Annotated in this window: 24 protein-coding genes and 2 pseudogenes; 6 read left to right on the forward strand and 20 right to left on the reverse strand. The window is 47.1% G+C overall.

Features of this window, described 5'->3' with window-relative positions; genetic code table 11:
* The first annotated feature begins 166 nt into the window (after nucleotides 1-166).
* Nucleotides 167-610: a rhodanese-like domain-containing protein gene (locus tag BOO20_RS10035; protein WP_076792440.1), complete on the forward strand. Its 444-nt coding sequence runs from the start codon at nucleotides 167-169 to the stop codon at nucleotides 608-610.
* Nucleotides 611-638: 28 nt separating this feature from the next.
* Nucleotides 639-1,106 (forward strand): MauE/DoxX family redox-associated membrane protein, encoded by a 468-nt coding sequence (locus tag BOO20_RS10040; RefSeq protein ID WP_076792441.1) that lies wholly within the window; start codon nucleotides 639-641, stop codon nucleotides 1,104-1,106.
* A 65-nt stretch (nucleotides 1,107-1,171) separates the two neighbouring features.
* Here BOO20_RS10040 and BOO20_RS10045 read toward each other — a convergent pair whose 3' ends face one another.
* The 3 genes from BOO20_RS10045 to BOO20_RS12780 all read right to left on the reverse strand — a co-directional run bounded on the left by BOO20_RS10045 (nucleotide 1,172) and on the right by BOO20_RS12780 (nucleotide 2,231).
* On the reverse strand, nucleotides 1,172-1,453 hold the full coding sequence (locus BOO20_RS10045; RefSeq protein WP_076792443.1) for a helix-turn-helix domain-containing protein: 282 nt from the start codon (nucleotides 1,451-1,453) through the stop codon (nucleotides 1,172-1,174).
* Nucleotides 1,450-1,710, reverse strand: a complete 261-nt coding sequence (locus BOO20_RS10050) for a type II toxin-antitoxin system RelE/ParE family toxin (protein ID WP_198935442.1) — start codon at nucleotides 1,708-1,710, stop codon at nucleotides 1,450-1,452. The genes BOO20_RS10045 and BOO20_RS10050 overlap by 4 nt, the downstream gene beginning before the upstream one ends.
* Nucleotides 1,711-1,997: 287 nt before the next feature.
* Nucleotides 1,998-2,231, reverse strand: coding sequence for a hypothetical protein (locus tag BOO20_RS12780; RefSeq protein ID WP_144277157.1), 234 nt, complete (start codon nucleotides 2,229-2,231; stop codon nucleotides 1,998-2,000).
* A gap of 13 nt (nucleotides 2,232-2,244) precedes the next feature.
* Here BOO20_RS12780 and BOO20_RS10055 point away from each other — a divergent pair, with 13 nt between their 5' ends.
* Together BOO20_RS10055 and BOO20_RS12785 are read left to right on the forward strand one after the other, a co-directional pair.
* A complete protein-coding gene (locus BOO20_RS10055) occupies nucleotides 2,245-2,457 on the forward strand; it encodes a hypothetical protein (protein WP_076792444.1) in 213 nt (70 codons plus the stop codon).
* A gap of 87 nt (nucleotides 2,458-2,544) precedes the next feature.
* Nucleotides 2,545-2,838: a hypothetical protein gene (locus BOO20_RS12785; RefSeq protein ID WP_144277158.1), complete on the forward strand. Its 294-nt coding sequence runs from the start codon at nucleotides 2,545-2,547 to the stop codon at nucleotides 2,836-2,838.
* Here BOO20_RS12785 and BOO20_RS10060 read toward each other — a convergent pair.
* From BOO20_RS10060 to BOO20_RS12635, 12 genes and pseudogenes are all read right to left on the reverse strand, one after another.
* Nucleotides 2,816-3,226, reverse strand: coding sequence for a hypothetical protein (locus BOO20_RS10060; RefSeq protein ID WP_076792446.1), 411 nt, complete (start codon nucleotides 3,224-3,226; stop codon nucleotides 2,816-2,818). The two genes, BOO20_RS12785 and BOO20_RS10060, sit on opposite strands and share 23 nt — an antisense overlap.
* Nucleotides 3,227-3,717: 491 nt before the next feature.
* Nucleotides 3,718-4,125 carry a type II toxin-antitoxin system VapC family toxin gene (locus tag BOO20_RS10070; protein WP_076792449.1) on the reverse strand — a complete coding sequence of 136 codons (408 nt, stop codon included), beginning with the start codon at nucleotides 4,123-4,125 and terminating at the stop codon, nucleotides 3,718-3,720.
* On the reverse strand, nucleotides 4,122-4,346 hold the full coding sequence (locus BOO20_RS10075) for an AbrB/MazE/SpoVT family DNA-binding domain-containing protein (RefSeq protein ID WP_076792451.1): 225 nt from the start codon (nucleotides 4,344-4,346) through the stop codon (nucleotides 4,122-4,124). Before BOO20_RS10075 ends, BOO20_RS10070 begins: the two co-directional genes overlap by 4 nt.
* Nucleotides 4,347-4,656: 310 nt before the next feature.
* Nucleotides 4,657-4,890 carry a VF530 family DNA-binding protein gene (locus tag BOO20_RS10080; RefSeq protein WP_006366112.1) on the reverse strand — a complete coding sequence of 78 codons (234 nt, stop codon included), beginning with the start codon at nucleotides 4,888-4,890 and terminating at the stop codon, nucleotides 4,657-4,659.
* Nucleotides 4,891-5,106: 216 nt separating this feature from the next.
* Complete coding sequence (locus tag BOO20_RS10085) at nucleotides 5,107-5,997, reverse strand: class I SAM-dependent methyltransferase (RefSeq protein WP_076792452.1); 891 nt, start codon at nucleotides 5,995-5,997, stop codon at nucleotides 5,107-5,109.
* A 50-nt stretch (nucleotides 5,998-6,047) separates the two neighbouring features.
* A complete protein-coding gene (locus tag BOO20_RS10090) occupies nucleotides 6,048-6,479 on the reverse strand; it encodes a thiol-disulfide oxidoreductase DCC family protein (RefSeq protein WP_076792454.1) in 432 nt (143 codons plus the stop codon).
* Between the two features lie 280 nt (nucleotides 6,480-6,759).
* Nucleotides 6,760-7,929 carry an ATP-binding protein gene (locus BOO20_RS10095; protein ID WP_076792455.1) on the reverse strand — a complete coding sequence of 390 codons (1,170 nt, stop codon included), beginning with the start codon at nucleotides 7,927-7,929 and terminating at the stop codon, nucleotides 6,760-6,762.
* A 367-nt stretch (nucleotides 7,930-8,296) separates the two neighbouring features.
* A complete protein-coding gene (locus tag BOO20_RS10100; protein WP_076792457.1) occupies nucleotides 8,297-8,593 on the reverse strand; it encodes a type II toxin-antitoxin system RelE/ParE family toxin in 297 nt (98 codons plus the stop codon).
* Nucleotides 8,578-8,811 carry an addiction module protein gene (locus tag BOO20_RS10105; RefSeq protein WP_076792458.1) on the reverse strand — a complete coding sequence of 78 codons (234 nt, stop codon included), beginning with the start codon at nucleotides 8,809-8,811 and terminating at the stop codon, nucleotides 8,578-8,580. The genes BOO20_RS10100 and BOO20_RS10105 overlap by 16 nt, the downstream gene beginning before the upstream one ends.
* Nucleotides 8,812-9,073: 262 nt before the next feature.
* Nucleotides 9,074-9,211: pseudogene (locus tag BOO20_RS13160) on the reverse strand (ORF6N domain-containing protein); the annotation flags it as partial.
* Between the two features lie 386 nt (nucleotides 9,212-9,597).
* Entirely contained in the window at nucleotides 9,598-10,188 is a 591-nt protein-coding gene (locus BOO20_RS10115; protein ID WP_076792460.1) for a DUF1353 domain-containing protein, read from the reverse strand.
* 762 nt (nucleotides 10,189-10,950) lie between these two features.
* Complete coding sequence (locus BOO20_RS12635; RefSeq protein WP_083694641.1) at nucleotides 10,951-11,238, reverse strand: nuclease-related domain-containing protein; 288 nt, start codon at nucleotides 11,236-11,238, stop codon at nucleotides 10,951-10,953.
* A 270-nt stretch (nucleotides 11,239-11,508) separates the two neighbouring features.
* On the opposite strand from BOO20_RS12635, the gene BOO20_RS10125 reads away from it, so the two are divergent.
* Both BOO20_RS10125 and BOO20_RS10130 read left to right on the forward strand, forming a co-directional pair.
* On the forward strand, nucleotides 11,509-11,772 hold the full coding sequence (locus tag BOO20_RS10125; RefSeq protein ID WP_144277159.1) for a type II toxin-antitoxin system RelB/DinJ family antitoxin: 264 nt from the start codon (nucleotides 11,509-11,511) through the stop codon (nucleotides 11,770-11,772).
* Nucleotides 11,759-12,037 (forward strand): annotated as a pseudogene (locus BOO20_RS10130) (type II toxin-antitoxin system YafQ family toxin); the annotation flags it as partial. The gene BOO20_RS10125 and the pseudogene BOO20_RS10130, both read left to right, overlap by 14 nt.
* On the opposite strand, the gene BOO20_RS13395 reads toward BOO20_RS10130, so the two are convergent.
* The 5 genes from BOO20_RS13395 to BOO20_RS10160 form a co-directional block, all read right to left on the reverse strand.
* A complete protein-coding gene (locus BOO20_RS13395) occupies nucleotides 11,961-12,425 on the reverse strand; it encodes an AAA domain-containing protein (protein ID WP_083694643.1) in 465 nt (154 codons plus the stop codon). The pseudogene BOO20_RS10130 and the gene BOO20_RS13395 sit on opposite strands and share 77 nt — an antisense overlap.
* 189 nt (nucleotides 12,426-12,614) lie before the next feature.
* Nucleotides 12,615-12,872 carry a DUF2442 domain-containing protein gene (locus tag BOO20_RS10140; RefSeq protein WP_076792466.1) on the reverse strand — a complete coding sequence of 86 codons (258 nt, stop codon included), beginning with the start codon at nucleotides 12,870-12,872 and terminating at the stop codon, nucleotides 12,615-12,617.
* Entirely contained in the window at nucleotides 12,869-13,126 is a 258-nt protein-coding gene (locus BOO20_RS10145) for a DUF4160 domain-containing protein (RefSeq protein WP_076792467.1), read from the reverse strand. Before BOO20_RS10145 ends, BOO20_RS10140 begins: the two co-directional genes overlap by 4 nt.
* Nucleotides 13,127-13,622: 496 nt before the next feature.
* Complete coding sequence (locus BOO20_RS10155; protein ID WP_076792470.1) at nucleotides 13,623-13,904, reverse strand: antitoxin; 282 nt, start codon at nucleotides 13,902-13,904, stop codon at nucleotides 13,623-13,625.
* Nucleotides 13,901-14,169, reverse strand: a 269-nt coding sequence (locus BOO20_RS10160) for a toxin (protein ID WP_076792472.1), incomplete at its 5' end; no start/stop codon positions are given. The genes BOO20_RS10160 and BOO20_RS10155, both read right to left, overlap by 4 nt.

Consider the following 14,169-nt stretch of genomic DNA (forward strand, 5'->3'; position numbering starts at 1 on the left):
CGCCAAACTTATTTTTGGAATGCAATACCCCCAATTTTGGGCGTCATGAATTATTGAGGATACATGGCTGTTCGTTCATCATACCGGAAAAGGTTACAATCGGAATTTTTATATTGGCAGACCGGGTTGCAGTATATGCTCCATATTCAACCATACCTTTAACTCTATGTCTGAAAAACCGTTACGGATAGCGCTGATCGCAGCAGCTCTGTTGATTTCAGGCGTTTCGCCTGCCCTGTCACCTCTCCATGCAGCAGCACCGTCAGCGCTTGCGAAAGAAGAGAGCGGCGAACTCACGCTCTCGGCCGCCAAAGCGATTTTTGACACCCATTCGGCATGTTTTGTCGATGCTCGTTCCGAGTATGCCTATTACAAATTGCACATCAAGGGGGCCCTCTCTCTTTCGGACAGCCGCTTTGACGAGCAGTTTCCGGATTTCAGAAATAAACAGGCCGTTAACTCCCCTGTTATTGTCTATTGCGCCAATGCCAGTTGCGGCAAGGCCCGGCATGTTGCCAAAATGCTTATAAAGAAAGGGTACAGGAGTGTCAGGGTTTTTTCTGGCGGTCTTGTCGAATGGGTCAATGCCGGATTCCCGGTGGAAGGGTGAGTATAAACAAGGAGAGATAAGAGTGCCTATGGCAAGGATTTGTTTTCCATCAGGTCTGATTACAGCGCTGAGGCTGATACTCGGTATGTTATTCATCCTTTCAGGTGGGGAAAAGCTCCTTGATCTGAACTATTTCGAGCTTGTCATCGCGGAATACCAGATTCTGCCCTCACTCATCATCCCTGCAGTTGCGCTCCTTGTCGCCCTTTTTGAACTGCTCTGCGGAATCATGCTTCTCATTGACCTTTTTTCGCGGGTCAGCGCCTCGCTATTGCTCTGCATGATGGCGATCTTCATCGCCGCCATGACAAACAGTCTCATGCGGGGGCTTGAACATGAGTGCGGCTGCTTTGAGTTCCTTTCAGAATGGTACGGACTGAAAGAGGAGATCGGTATCGGCCCGATTCTCCGCGATATCCTCTTTATTATCCTGCTCCTTCCGGTCGCACTCCGTGGCAGCAACGGAACTCCCTGGAAAAAAAGCCAGGGAAATTGACACCGGAAGAATTTCAGATTAGCCCTGCTCGTTAGCGACTAAACTGCTCAGTTACTCAGAACCTGCTACTGAAAACTAACATGTGGCTTTACTCCCAGTACTGCTCCGACGCGGCGAAGAAATGCCAGACTGACGTTTCTGTAATTTCCTGATTCCAACCGCGAAATTGCAGCCTGCGATGTATGAGCTTTCCTTGCAAGCTCTTTCTGAGTCATACCGGCAGTTAATCGGAGACGGATAATCTCTTTGGCAACTTCGAACTCCTCTTTGAGAGCTTCATACTCTTTTTTAAACTCTTTATCTTTGAGATTCTCTGCAAGCAGATCCTCAAATTTTGTTGTCTTCATTGTAACATCTCCTTTTCAAAAATCTCACGTAATTTTTGAGCCCTCTCAATTTCGCCATGATCTGTTTTCATCTCTTTTTTGATGTAGCCTGATGTTGCAACATAGAGGGTGTTTTTGTGATGGAAGTAAAATATCCTGCAGATATCGGAGCCGACCTTTATCCGAAGCTCTTTAAGCCCATCTGTGCCTGCGAGTGTTTTGGAATGAGGCTCACCAAGCCTGAAGCCAAACTCTTTGAGCAGTTCAATTGCCGCAATGCTTTCGCCCGTAGTTTCGGAGAAAGTGAGTTTATGAAATCCACTGCTGGCGACATCACTTCAACATTGTATCTCATGCGAAAAATATATCAAATTTGATATCTTTGTGCGACTTTTCATAGTGAACTTTCAATGACGCGGTTCAGACCGTCAGCTCCCTTACCCAAAGATGGTGATATCCCAGGCGATGGGTATGTTTCATCATGACCAGGATTTTTTTCTGGCATGATGCAGGATAACCGAATAGTGCTGGAATACTGAACTGCTGGCACAAGAATAATCAGTTGTCAATTCTCGTCGGCAGGTGTCGGGTTTAAAGCGCTCTGGATGATATGGATGCCATAGGGAACAAATGCAATGGTCAGCAGGAGTGCGGCGGCGAGGTTGATGACTTCAACGCCGTCAGGAGTTCCGATCAGGAGCACTCCGACCAGAAAGAGAAGGCTCTGCCAGCGCCACCGCACCCAATATCGCCAGTGCTCCTCCAATGAACCCCGCCCATGCGCCGGAACTGCGATCAAGCAGCTTCATGAAATGCAGCGCAGTGACAATAAGCAGCGTCGTATTGAGCGTCACCAGGGTATGGGCGAACTGAAGCAAGCCATCTCCCCGCGCTCTCAGGATAAGCTCCGATGGACCAAGCAGGCGAGGGTGCAGCAAACCCGGATGAACCGAAAAGGCAAAGAAGAAGACAATCGGAAAAATGATGAAGGAGAGGCCGGTCCCGATTCGCCTGAGTTTGTTTAGGTGGATCAGTTATAGCTATCGATAAAACACTGTAAAACTATCAATATTTCCTGTAAACACAAAAGGGTCGGGCACTACGGTCAAGTCATGCTTGACCAATACCTCAGTCACGACAAATCGGGACTTTTCAAGCTCCAGAGGAGTGTGGAGTTATTGAGGTTACAGAACAACGCCCCGGAAGCGGACAGAAGTTGGGATGCGTATGGAGCATTCGGCGGATGGTGGGGAGTTTGGGGGTCAAGAGAGGGGCCGGGATATCCTGTTTCGGGGGTTGCCAATATCGCGGCTCGTCGGGAGTGTCGAACCATGGTTCGGGGGCAGGATGGGTGGATATGCCCCCGAACCGTTATTTATTGGTTCATCTGTTTCTGCCGTCACTAAAGTTGAATAGATACTCTTTAGCCGACACCTCGTTACCAGAATCCTTCTCTGTCATAGCAACGCGAATCCGCCACGTGCCAAATGAGGGATGCGCACGGTCGGCACTCCGTTCGTAAAAAAGAATCGGTAGGCTGAACACCTGTTCCGAATACCCCTCTTCACTGAAGCCATAGGTGGTATTCCACACCTCCGTTCCATCCGGCCGAAACACCTGAACCTTGAAATAGTAATCGAACGTGCCAAACCGACTAAGATTGCCCTGTCGCTGAACCCGCATCCAGAATTTAACCTCCGGGTTCTGCTGCGGCGGGTTAAAAACCCAATTAGTCTGGCTTGTACTAACGCCGACATCAAGAATGGCAGGAGCGGCAAATGCCGAAGTTGACATAGCAGAGGCAAAAACAGTAATAAAAAATCCTCGCAGCAGAGCTACGAAGTATTAATGCATTATGCAATCGATTCTTCCACGAAGCGGAGCTTCGTGGAAGAATTTTACCGTCCTGAATACAGATATGGAATATTTGGTTTCTTTAAAGGTATGGATATTTTCGACAATACTGAAAATAGAGAAGTGCAGCGGTCAGTTCATGGCTGGCCAATACCTCAATCACAACGCATCGGGATTTCCCATAGCTCCTGCGGAGGGGGGATTGGCAGAAAGACAAGGTGAGTTATTCCTGTCCCCCAATTTAATAGTGATGAAAGGCCGAAATGCGGAAACAAGTAGAGTTTGTCGGCAACGTCCCCTCGTCGTTAAAAAGAGGGTATCTGATTGAAGATATTGGGGTTAACGAGATGACGGGGGGGGAGAATGGCGAGGAGTTATTGTGATTACAGAACAACGTCACTGAGTCCATGACAAAGATGGCTGCTGATCGATTATTCGGGAGAAATGATTCTGACTGACGGAAAATAGGTTTGATATCTGTTTTTATCTCGTGTGATTAATTCAAGACCTGATACTGCTGCATGTGCACCGATAAAAAAGTCCGGCAAAGGAGACCTCTTTTCACCTTTATGCTTTCGATAGTTGAGAAACGCTTTACCCGCAAGAAAAAGGGCTTCCTTTGGAATTTCCAGCATCTGAAATCCGCTTGACGAAATCGCCACCTCCAGTTCCTCAATCTTTTTAAACCCGATGGAAATTTCGGAATAGATGATTTGATTGATGAATAAAGGGGTATGACTGGCATATTCAGAAAGAGCGGTCTCCGACCAATCAGCCCAAACAGGATCATCGAGAAAAACATCCAGGATGATATTTGAATCAACAAGCAGACCGTTCATACATCTCTTGTGAGCGCCATGATTTCGCCCGTAGTCATTTTGACAGTCGCAATCCCCCGAAGCTTTTTAAATTTTCGACTCGCTGGCATTGCGTCTTTTCGTTTTACCATCACGATGCGATCCCCCTCTTGCAGAAAATCGACTTCTGTTTCAGAGGTTATCCCTAACTTTTCCCGTATGGTAACAGGTATCGTCACCTGCCCTTTTGTAGTTACTTTCATTTTCCTCTCCGGTATTACGTATTACCAGTAAGAATAACACATCCCTCCAGATAAATCAAAAAATGTCCATGAATCAAGCGATTCCACCACTCCCACTCGCAATTGGTTGAGATGGATATAGCGCACAAGGGGGAGCGGAATTTGCCGTCTCGGTGGTTGCCGAAATCCCGAATCGTCAGAGTACCGAGGCATAACTCGGGTCGTGATTGGTGCTTATGTCTTTCATGCAAGGCTCTTGCAATCTCTGCTCTTTGCCTGTTTTCATCGGTGCTTACGGGATGCCCCCATTAATAATTCGCAACGCCTACCTTCACATTTCTTTCTTTTCTTGACCAATCAAGTCTATATATATTTCTTCAATTTTTACCCTGGCCCAAGTTGTTTTTCGCAAGAATTTCAGGCTTGACTTGATACTTGGATCATTATAAAAACAACGAATTTCTATCATTTTATAGAGCTCATCCCAGCCGTAGTGATTGACAAGATCACAGAGTATTTTTTCAAGAGTTACTCCATGCAATGGATTATTCGGGTGATTATTCATATCTCTGTATTCTCCATATACCCTTATGGCATTAGATTATTTTACCGAATCTACCTTAATCCACACCGCAGCCACTTGCATCCGCTGAATTCACTCGTTGGTTGGTGGATTATGATGCTGAACTGCCGAGGCAAGTAGAGTTTGTCGTCATAGTCCCCAAACCGTTGAACGTCCCGGAAGTTATGGTCTTCACTCTGTTTTCATCGATTCAGGATGTCACCCGGATTTCTCCGGCTTTTCAGCATAAGAGAGAATATAGTCCAGGCCGGCGTAGACACTCTCTGCAGAGCGTTGCAATGCTGATTTTGCGAGAATCATGGCAACCGGAGGCAGCTTCCTGACAAACGTGTGATCTCTTGCCAGATACTCATGAAGAGGCTGATAGACATCGTCGCGTATTGATTTGATGTCGATACCGACGAAGCCTGCGCTCAAGAGCTTACCGGTGTAGGACGGAATCAGATAGTAGTTTTTCTGCGGAATATTGAATTTGCCGGCTACAAGTCTCCATGAAATCCATTGCTCCATCCGCCTGAAAAGATTATCGGAGTTTTCTGTCGGAACAATGTCCGCTGTCACCAACCTTCCTCCCGGTCGTAACACCCGATACGCCTCCTTGAAAAAATCCTCACGGCTCCTGTAGTGGAAAGCACTTTCAAGGGAAACAACCAGATCGATGGATTCATTTGCAATCGGCATCTTTGTTGCCGAACCTTCCCTTAAATCTATCGTCCTCCCGAGCCCTGCATCGGCAACATTCATCCGCGCCCGTTCCACCTGAGACCTTGTAATATTCAGCCCGATGATTTTTTCAGGTTTCATGGTCCTGGCCCAGAGGATATCCTGATCGCCAAAGCCATACCCGCAATCCAGCACTATATCACCTGCAGCCATGCCGCCCCGTTTCGCCACCAGAAGAGCAAGCGCTTCACTGGCATCATCGATGGTATCCACATCCCGCCAGTAACCAAGATTCAGATAGAGCCTGTGCTCGGTAAGAGAAGTGGTACCAATCAGATCATAGACTTCCGTCGTCTCCAAACCATGGAATGGATTGAGAAGCCAGTTCAGATATGCAAAAAAACGACCCGCTGTGTTGTCTGACATGGTTTTTATTCTTTTCCAATGAAGAGGTCGATGTCGCTTGCGATGGCTGGCTATCCCGGCAGTTGTTCGAGAAAACGCCTGCGCAACCCTTCGGACGGCAACATGCATTGATCTTTTTTCCCGAACAGCTGATATCGGTTCTGCGCTATCAGATCGTAGATCACATCCCGCAGGAATTCGGGAACCGCCTGGAACAGGGTGAGCAGATTCCATGGCATATCGAGTCTGGAGGCGATTTCAATAGCAGCGGCACTTCGGGTAAAGGCGCGGTCACCCCTGACAAGAACGACGGTGTCAAGGCGCGAAGTATTGATGCCAAAATGCTTGAGTAACGACGCTCCAGGAGGAGACTGGGCAGGCGTGAAAGAGAAATGCCCGACGGTATCGTGCTCAAAAATAAAATTCACCGAAAATTCGCACAGATTGCACACACCGTCAAAAATAACAATGTTTTCCGGAAGAGCGGTCAAGGAGTTATCCATCTGGTTTCCATGTAACGTTCACCATTGCATTGAAGCGTTCCTGAAAGGGATCCGGATCTTTGTGGATGGTCTCAACATTCATCCACTCACTCCATCAAGTCCGGAGTTCCGGATATAAGATGTTCAGATTTTCAGGAAGATCACTGAGGGGAACAACTTGAAAACCGGAATAGTAGTTCCTGAAGACGGGATTGTTATGAAGCGATCGATACTGAACCAGGCTGTCAGATGCTGATCGGAGGAGGCAAGTAGAGTTTATCGGCAACATCCCTTCGCCGAGTCATTCACCGATAGCATGCAGCTCCCGCACCATATCAATCAATGAAATTGCCTCTGCATCCAATGCCATTCTGTATCGTTCGCTTCCAGGATAGACAACATACTTGCGAGAAGGATTGAGATCTGTACAGGCCGAGTGAAACCCTCGCTCCAGCTTTGGCGTCACACTGCGTTTTATTTCAACGGCCCACAAGTTGCCGTTCGGCCAGGAGAGCAACAGGTCAACCTCTCCACCTCCGGCTGTGCGATAAAAACAGGCCTGAACATCGTCTGAAACAGATCCAAGGATATTTTCAATTACAAATCCCTCCCAGCTTTGTCCGACAACAGGATGAGACAGAAGCGCTTCCTTGTCTGGTATGGTGAGAAGTGCGTGAAGAAGTCCACTGTCTCGCACATAAACTTTCGGAGCCTTGACCAGACGCTTGCCAAAGTTGCTGTGCCATGGAGTGAGACGACGAACAAGCAGCAGATCAACCAGCAGGTCGATGTAACTGTTAACTGTTTTGACATCAATACCAAGATTCCTGGCAAACTGCGATGAATTCAATAATCCACCCTGGTTATGGGCAAGCATAATCCAGAATCTTCGCAAGGTTTCGGCAGCTATGCGCGGCCCAAACTGGGGAATATCCCGCTCAAGGTAGGTACGAATAAAGTTCTGCCGCCAACGAAGGCTTTCCGAGCTGCTACCGGCAAGCAGACTATCCGGAAATCCACCGCGAACCCACAACTCATCGGAAGGAAATTCAGGCGTTTCCAACACGGTAAACGGGGTAAGTTCCAGATAAGCAATACGACCGGCCAGAGTCTCACCGGACTGTTTTAGCAGATCAAGGGAGGCCGATCCGAGAAGGAGATATTGCCCGTTTTTCCTTCCTGCACGGCGACTACGGTCAATAAGACCCCGAAGAACAGGAAAAAGACCTGGAGCACGATGAACCTCGTCAATGATGACAAGCTTGTCCTGATGGTCAGAGAGATAAAACTCGGGCTGCGCCATTTTTGCTCTGTCCTGTTCTGATTCCAGATCAAGATAAAGTGAATTTCGCGAATGGCCGATCTCAAGTGCAAGGGTGGTTTTTCCCACCTGGCGAGGGCCAAGCAGCGCTACTGCCGGAAAATGCTGAAGGGTGTCGACAAGCTTCTCATGTAGATCTCTGGCAATCATCTGCGCAATTATGGATAGTCATTCCGTGATTTGCAAGGTTAATCCCCATAATACACATTAAAAGCGTAATTCTCTACAGAGCAGGAGGCATTTTCAAGCTCAGGCAAAAAGCGTATTGCGGAAGTTGAAATTGTTGGCAGCTTCGACTTTCCCCCATAACTGGAGCCGCAAGAGCCGAGAGGTTCATGTCCGGTTCTGCAAGAGGCTGAAGGTGAAACTCCTCTGGCCTACTCACCCCTCGTCGATAAAAAGCAGGCATCAGATTGAATTGATTGGAGTTAGCAGGATAATCAGAGGAAAAGGGCGAGAAGTTATTGGGGTTACAGAGTCGCGGAAGTTGAACTGATTTGAAAATCGATAATGATGGTCAGCGTTTTTTTGGCCAACTGGTCGTGTTACGTGCGTCATGTAAAACTGCCAATACATGTACAACATTACCCTGCAGCACATAAAACAAACCGTAAGGAAAGCGGGGAAGGAGAGCACGGCGAACTTTCGGAATGACCTCAGTGTAGAGCAAAGGTGCTTGCTCAAGTCGTTTTAGCTGTAGCTCCAGCGCGGCAATAAATTCTTTACCAAGACCGGGGCTCTGCAATTCGTACCACTCTTGAGCCTCACCTGTTTCACGTAACGCTCGTGCCGAAAATTTCAGGCGGTACGCCATGAGCCGTCTTTAAGATGGGATTTCACTTGATCCCAGGAGTAGCCAGCTTCCGGATTGGCCTCAAATTCCGCAAGTCGCATGTCAAGTTCAGCCTTGAGCGAAGGAGAAATCTCCAGCGCTTCAGGCACTGCCGCAACGCTATCCCAGATAAGCTCAACGAGACGAATGCGCTCCTGAACCGGAAGTTCAAGAATGTCGGCAATAGAGATTGTGCTCATATCGGATAATGTATTTTTTGGTGAAACACTTGCGGCATGAATTACCGCTCCGTCCCAATGAAGTACTCTAAAGGTACAGATATTTCAGTTAATCATGAAAAGCAGTGCTGCCAGATTACCTGTCAGCTCCGATAGAATATTTGCTATCGGTGACATCAACAGTATAGGTCTTTATCCGGCTTTCATATCCCACATAAAGCCAAATCTTGTGAAACTGCTGATGCAAGTAGAGTTAGTTATGATGTCCCCTCGTCGTTGAATAGCGGCTACTGACCTTCACGGCAGTGTCGCTTCTCAGAACTGCTGAAAGCATTGCAATGCCCTGTTCGGTAAAAGCATAGGGGCGATATTTCCTATGCTGCCCTCTTCCGCTCTTTAAGGTCACTGGCTGTGACCTTAAAGGAGAACCACTTGAAACCGCCAATTGTGATTTTAAATGAAATGCCGACGCAAGTAGAGTTTGTCACGAACGTTATATAGTGCTTGAACTCAGATGGGCACGATTAATAATATCCTGTCCCCTCGTCGTTGAAATAGAGGATAACGGACTGTTTCGAATGGAGTTATTGGGGTTTAGGAACAGCGATCTGGAGGTTGGAGATCAATAGGGTGCCTGTGCTTTCCCCTGTTAACGCTTCCCCATACCATTGCTGTGTATCGAGGCATGACTCTGGAGCATGATGGCTGGCTATGCCTTTCATATAAAACTCTTTCATTCTCTACTTTCTACCGGTTTTCATCGGCGCTTACAGGATGTCCCGAATTTCCCCCCGGTGTCATTGCATCTCACCTGTATTTTCGAATTAGCTCAAGCGACACGGGGTCAGTCGTGCCTTCTCTTGCTTCAATCTCATCCGACAGTTTCCGAAAATCCTCTGGACTCAGAGTTTGCGGTGGTGGATCGATACAAGGGAACTCATCGGTGATGGACTTGCCTTTGTAAATAGTTCTATCATTCGGTTCGGACCACCTTGGACCGAAATGGTAGACTGCTGCGAACATGATCTTTGCCTTTGCGCTCGCTACACCAGAAGCAAGCATTCCAGTATAGAAAGTGTAATGCACTTTTTCCCACGGATGTCGTTTTTCTACACATGCCACATCATGTATGACGGATGCCTCCCTGTATTTACCTTCGAAAGGCCCACCAACAATTGACCATGCGAGTTTAGGAATAGACGCACCGTCAACTGTAGAGCCTGATGGGGCAACCCAGCGTGTACCCGAAGGGTCTATATAAGCAAAGGGTTTAATGAGAGTCATCGTTCTTCCATCAGGGTTCCAAGATGCCACAACCCTGCCGACGAAGGAACCGAACGATTCGGCGTTAGCCATGCTCGTAAAAAGCAGTAGCACAGCGGTTGCAAGTAGCCTCATGTTTTACCCCTTGGAGCATAGCAATAAATAGATCCATCTGTACCAACAAAGCACTGATCAACATGGCTGCTTGTTCCGTAGAAAAACAGACCCGTAGCACTTTACGTTATAATTACAAATTTTTTCAGTATAAACAAACAATCTAAAAAGGGAAAGAAATAGTTGGTTTATGTTTTTCCCATCGCTCTTCTTCCCAAATCGCTGGTAAGCTTGCTGGGTGGTAGGATAGTGACGGAATGCTGATCGACGGGAGGATGTAGAGTTTGTCGTCAACCCCTCATCACTGAAAAGCCGGTATCGGATTGAGATATTGGAAGTTATCGGGAATACGAAGGCAAGAGGGGTGAGGAGTTACTATCGTTATTCAACGACGTCCCGGAAATTGTTGAACAAGAACATAGCGTCCGGTCGGAGGCAGGGTTACACCCCTCTATGCTTGCGCTGAACATATTGCCGGTGTTCCACATCGGTTTGTTGTGTCAAGGCCAAGCGGTTGGCCTCCAATCTGCCGATGCAGAATTGCATGCGGTTCTCCGACATCACTTCCGTTGTCTGGTTTCGTATGTGCTTGATGAAGCTTGCCGTTGAGTATACACCATCCGGTAACTCAGTCTTGAACTCAGCCTTACCCGTAAAGACAACAGCAGACGAAATCGTCTCGGGTGGTAAGAAGTCGAGGAGTGATTGAACCGCACGAACATGACCAAAATTCTGGTGAACAGGATTCAGGAACCTGAACTTGCTCTTGAATAGAACCTGGGTCTACATGGAGTGCCTTGGGTTCGCAAATATCCAGCCCTTGTAGTTCTTCGTCTCGATCACGTAAACGCCAGAACGTGCGATGAGAATGTGATCGACCTGGGTTGTCCCATTGTTGCGCCTCAGTGTCACATTGTTCATGAGGTGATAGCTCGGCGCGGGGAAGTTCTCAATCAATCTGCCAGCCAAATTAGCTTCAGCTCGATTCTGCAGCGAATAGACGCGGTAGTAATGACCGGCAGCGAAGCCAATGGCAAACACTGCAGCGAGGAGGAGTAGCAGTTCGACCACGGTTTATTCAACCTGACATTGTTTCAAGTGATCTGTATGATTCAGAAAAAGCAAATACCTTCTTTTTGTGTAACTCTTTTCCTGAATTACTGTAAAGCTATTGATATTTCCAGTAAACACAAAATGACAGAAAGAGCGGAGGCGATTGTCGGCTCATGTCTCCCAACATGTCATCCCCTCGCATCTTCAGAAACCTGGCTGGAAAAAAGGTTGTTTTTCCACTTAATCTGCGCTACATTGTAGCTACAAACAAATAAAAGGACTGAATGTATTATGGAAAATTCTGTTGTAAGGGCAAGGATCGATGCTGAAACCAAGGCTGAAGCATCGATTGTGCTGGCAAGCATTGGACTGACGGTATCGGATGCTGTAAGGCTGATGCTGAAAAGAGTGGTCGCGGAAAAGGCCTTGCCTTTTGAGTTGCTCATTCCGAACTCGGAAACGATTGAAGCGATTAAAGCTGCACGACGGGGTGAAGTGAAAACCGCCCGTACTGTAAAAGGTCTGTTCACGGAATTGAATGAGGACAATTAAATACACCAGTCGATTCAAGCGCGATTATCGCCGTGAGCAATCGGGAAAACACGGCAAAAAGCTCGATTCGCTTTTGTCGCAGATGATCAAGCTTCTCATTGAGGACAAACCATTACCTCCTAACACAGTCGATCATCCCTTGATCGGCACATTGAACGATTGCCGGGATTGCCATGTCAAGCCTGACCTTATTTTGATCTACCGCCAAACCGACGACAACTGCCTTGAACTGGTTCGCCTCGGCTCACACAGCGAACTGGGGCTTTTGACAAATATAATCGCAGAGTTATTTTACTTACGGAACAACGTTCCGGATCCCTCCTGATGTTTATCAAGTTCAGAATGGTTTGGGTCTTGCCGGTGCCAGGCGGCCCCTGAACCAGGGAGACGGGATGCTGAATTGCTCTTTGTACTGCCATTTTCTGGCTCATATTACAACCAAACGGGAAGATAAGGTCCGACGAAACCATACCCGGAGAAAGAGGACGTGCCTGCAAAAAACTGGAAAGAATACTACTACCCGAAACTTTATCCAGGTGTCGGTACTTCATCGCTATCATAGACTTGTCGTCATTCGTCCTGAGAGGTGAGGTTTCTGCGAGTTCCTGAAAATAGGCGAGAACATCGGGATTGCGCCCATTGGATGATTTCATTTGTTGCACGAAAAGCTCTGAAAACAGGCCGCATCGGGAACAAGCCCCCGTCTATGAGACCACTATCTTATGGGAAATCCTTTACTGAAACTTAAATTCTGCCGGTGAATGCTGCCAGTGGAAGTATCGAATGGTAATCCTTCTTTCAAAGCTTGATAACTGGGTTGCGATTGAACAAAGCAGAGGGAGTCAGGCAGTTGCCTGCGAGGTGGCTTTACCAACAACCTGCCATCGTGCTTCAATGGTGTCTGCTGACAAATCAGCACCACACTCCCATTCGACAAAATATCCGCCATTGGCAACCTTCATGAATTCATCAGGGTTTCGAAGCTCTTCAAACGCCTCATACTCAAGGTAAGGTGTAACATCAAAACGACCAACACGACCGTCTTCAGCGACGATGGAGAGCACCCAATCAAGTTGGGGATGAATTTCTGCAATTTTCATTGGTCAAGTCCTTTTATTGGAAATGGTTTCTTGCCGTTTACAGCCAAATTCCAGTCAGCAAGCAAATCTTCCTGATGAATCTCGATCCATGCAACAACCAGCTTGTGTTTGTTCGGTGGCACACCTCCTGCAAGAAGTGCTCCGTCAAGAATTGAGTATACAGCTACTTTTCCCTGATATTCGGCATGTACATGCGGCACATAATGTTTATCGGTATCACGAAAAAACATCCGAATGAGAATCCCATAAAACATCGAAATTGTTGGCAGGCTCTCTTTACGTTGGAGTGTATCGCTGATATGCCCAACCATTGAAAAACCGGGTCAAACAAGCTCTGGAAAGCTATCGATATTACCGGTAAAAACAAAAAGAGTGAACGTGGAGCCATGATTGTCGGTTCATGATCAACCAATATCCCTTTCACCGATTCTTTGCCCTGACTTGCCTGGTAACCAAACAGGAATGGAAAACTGATCTGCGAGCGGAAGTAGAGTTTGTCGAGAGCGTCCCCAACCCGTTCCATACCTCTATTTCCGCCTCAAATTGCAGGATTGCTTATCGGGCTAATGAAAGGAAGAGGGTTGCGGCGTTATTATCGTTGCTCAAAGACGTCCCGGATTCCTTTCGTCCTTTCGGATCCATTACCAGCCCCCAGTGGCTTCATTGGCGGTTGAAGAGAAACATTGAGGTGTTGTGCAGCCTTAACGCCAGTATTAGACAAGAGCGAAGCGAATCAGTTTGATTTTGATGTCAGGCGGATGTCTTCTCTTTTTTTTCAATGATTCTTCCCGTAACATACTTGTGCAGGATACTCGTAACAAGCGTCTGGTAGGGAATACCTTCTTCAAGTGCTTTGGTCTTGAGGGCTTCCACATCGCGTTTTGAGATTCTTACATTAATTCGATAGTCTTTGAGAGCCGTTTCCGCCGCAGCTTTCGCAAGCCTCTCTTTCATAGAGGCAAGATCTGCAACGGAAGTCCATTCACCGGCTTCTACCGACTTGATAAGTTCTGCTTCCTCAATCTTGTTCATTTCTTTTTCTCCAAATTGAATTGCATTGTGTACTTCCTGCTTGGAAAAAGAGTTTTCAAGAAAAAATCCCCATTTGCCTCTTGAACAAATGGAACACATATTGCGTAACCTTCAATGTCGACAATGAAAATTTTCTGGTTTATATATTTCTCAATATTCGGGTGATCAACAACATCAAGGAGATGACCTTCCTCGACTGCAACAACTATTCTTTCGAAAGAAATTCCTCTTTCTGCCTTCAGTTGTTGATTCTTCTCTTCATTCC

This window comes from Chlorobium sp. KB01 (assembly GCF_001975465.1).
Taxonomy (GTDB): Bacteria; Bacteroidota; Chlorobiia; order Chlorobiales; family Chlorobiaceae; genus Chlorobium.

Bases quoted from the DNA above. Each gene is read 5' to 3' on its own strand.
- BOO20_RS10035 (WP_076792440.1), top strand. From the start codon at position 167: ATGTCTGAAAAACCGTTACGGATAGCGCTGATCGCAGCAGCTCTGTTG.
- BOO20_RS10040 (WP_076792441.1), top strand. From the start codon at position 639: ATGGCAAGGATTTGTTTTCCATCAGGTCTGATTACAGCGCTGAGGCTG.
- BOO20_RS10045 (WP_076792443.1), bottom strand. From the start codon at position 1,453: ATGAAGACAACAAAATTTGAGGATCTGCTTGCAGAGAATCTCAAAGAT.
- BOO20_RS10055 (WP_076792444.1), top strand. From the start codon at position 2,245: ATGCAGCGCAGTGACAATAAGCAGCGTCGTATTGAGCGTCACCAGGGT.
- BOO20_RS12785 (WP_144277158.1), top strand. From the start codon at position 2,545: ATGCTTGACCAATACCTCAGTCACGACAAATCGGGACTTTTCAAGCTC.
- BOO20_RS10060 (WP_076792446.1), bottom strand. From the start codon at position 3,226: ATGTCAACTTCGGCATTTGCCGCTCCTGCCATTCTTGATGTCGGCGTT.
- BOO20_RS10070 (WP_076792449.1), bottom strand. From the start codon at position 4,125: ATGAACGGTCTGCTTGTTGATTCAAATATCATCCTGGATGTTTTTCTC.
- BOO20_RS10075 (WP_076792451.1), bottom strand. From the start codon at position 4,346: ATGAAAGTAACTACAAAAGGGCAGGTGACGATACCTGTTACCATACGG.
- BOO20_RS10080 (WP_006366112.1), bottom strand. From the start codon at position 4,890: ATGAATAATCACCCGAATAATCCATTGCATGGAGTAACTCTTGAAAAA.
- BOO20_RS10085 (WP_076792452.1), bottom strand. From the start codon at position 5,997: ATGTCAGACAACACAGCGGGTCGTTTTTTTGCATATCTGAACTGGCTT.
- BOO20_RS10090 (WP_076792454.1), bottom strand. From the start codon at position 6,479: ATGGATAACTCCTTGACCGCTCTTCCGGAAAACATTGTTATTTTTGAC.
- BOO20_RS10095 (WP_076792455.1), bottom strand. From the start codon at position 7,929: ATGATTGCCAGAGATCTACATGAGAAGCTTGTCGACACCCTTCAGCAT.
- BOO20_RS10100 (WP_076792457.1), bottom strand. From the start codon at position 8,593: ATGGCGTACCGCCTGAAATTTTCGGCACGAGCGTTACGTGAAACAGGT.
- BOO20_RS10105 (WP_076792458.1), bottom strand. From the start codon at position 8,811: ATGAGCACAATCTCTATTGCCGACATTCTTGAACTTCCGGTTCAGGAG.
- BOO20_RS10115 (WP_076792460.1), bottom strand. From the start codon at position 10,188: ATGAGGCTACTTGCAACCGCTGTGCTACTGCTTTTTACGAGCATGGCT.
- BOO20_RS13395 (WP_083694643.1), bottom strand. From the start codon at position 12,425: ATGAAATCATCCAATGGGCGCAATCCCGATGTTCTCGCCTATTTTCAG.
- BOO20_RS10140 (WP_076792466.1), bottom strand. From the start codon at position 12,872: ATGAAAATTGCAGAAATTCATCCCCAACTTGATTGGGTGCTCTCCATC.
- BOO20_RS10145 (WP_076792467.1), bottom strand. From the start codon at position 13,126: ATGTTTTATGGGATTCTCATTCGGATGTTTTTTCGTGATACCGATAAA.
- BOO20_RS10155 (WP_076792470.1), bottom strand. From the start codon at position 13,904: ATGAACAAGATTGAGGAAGCAGAACTTATCAAGTCGGTAGAAGCCGGT.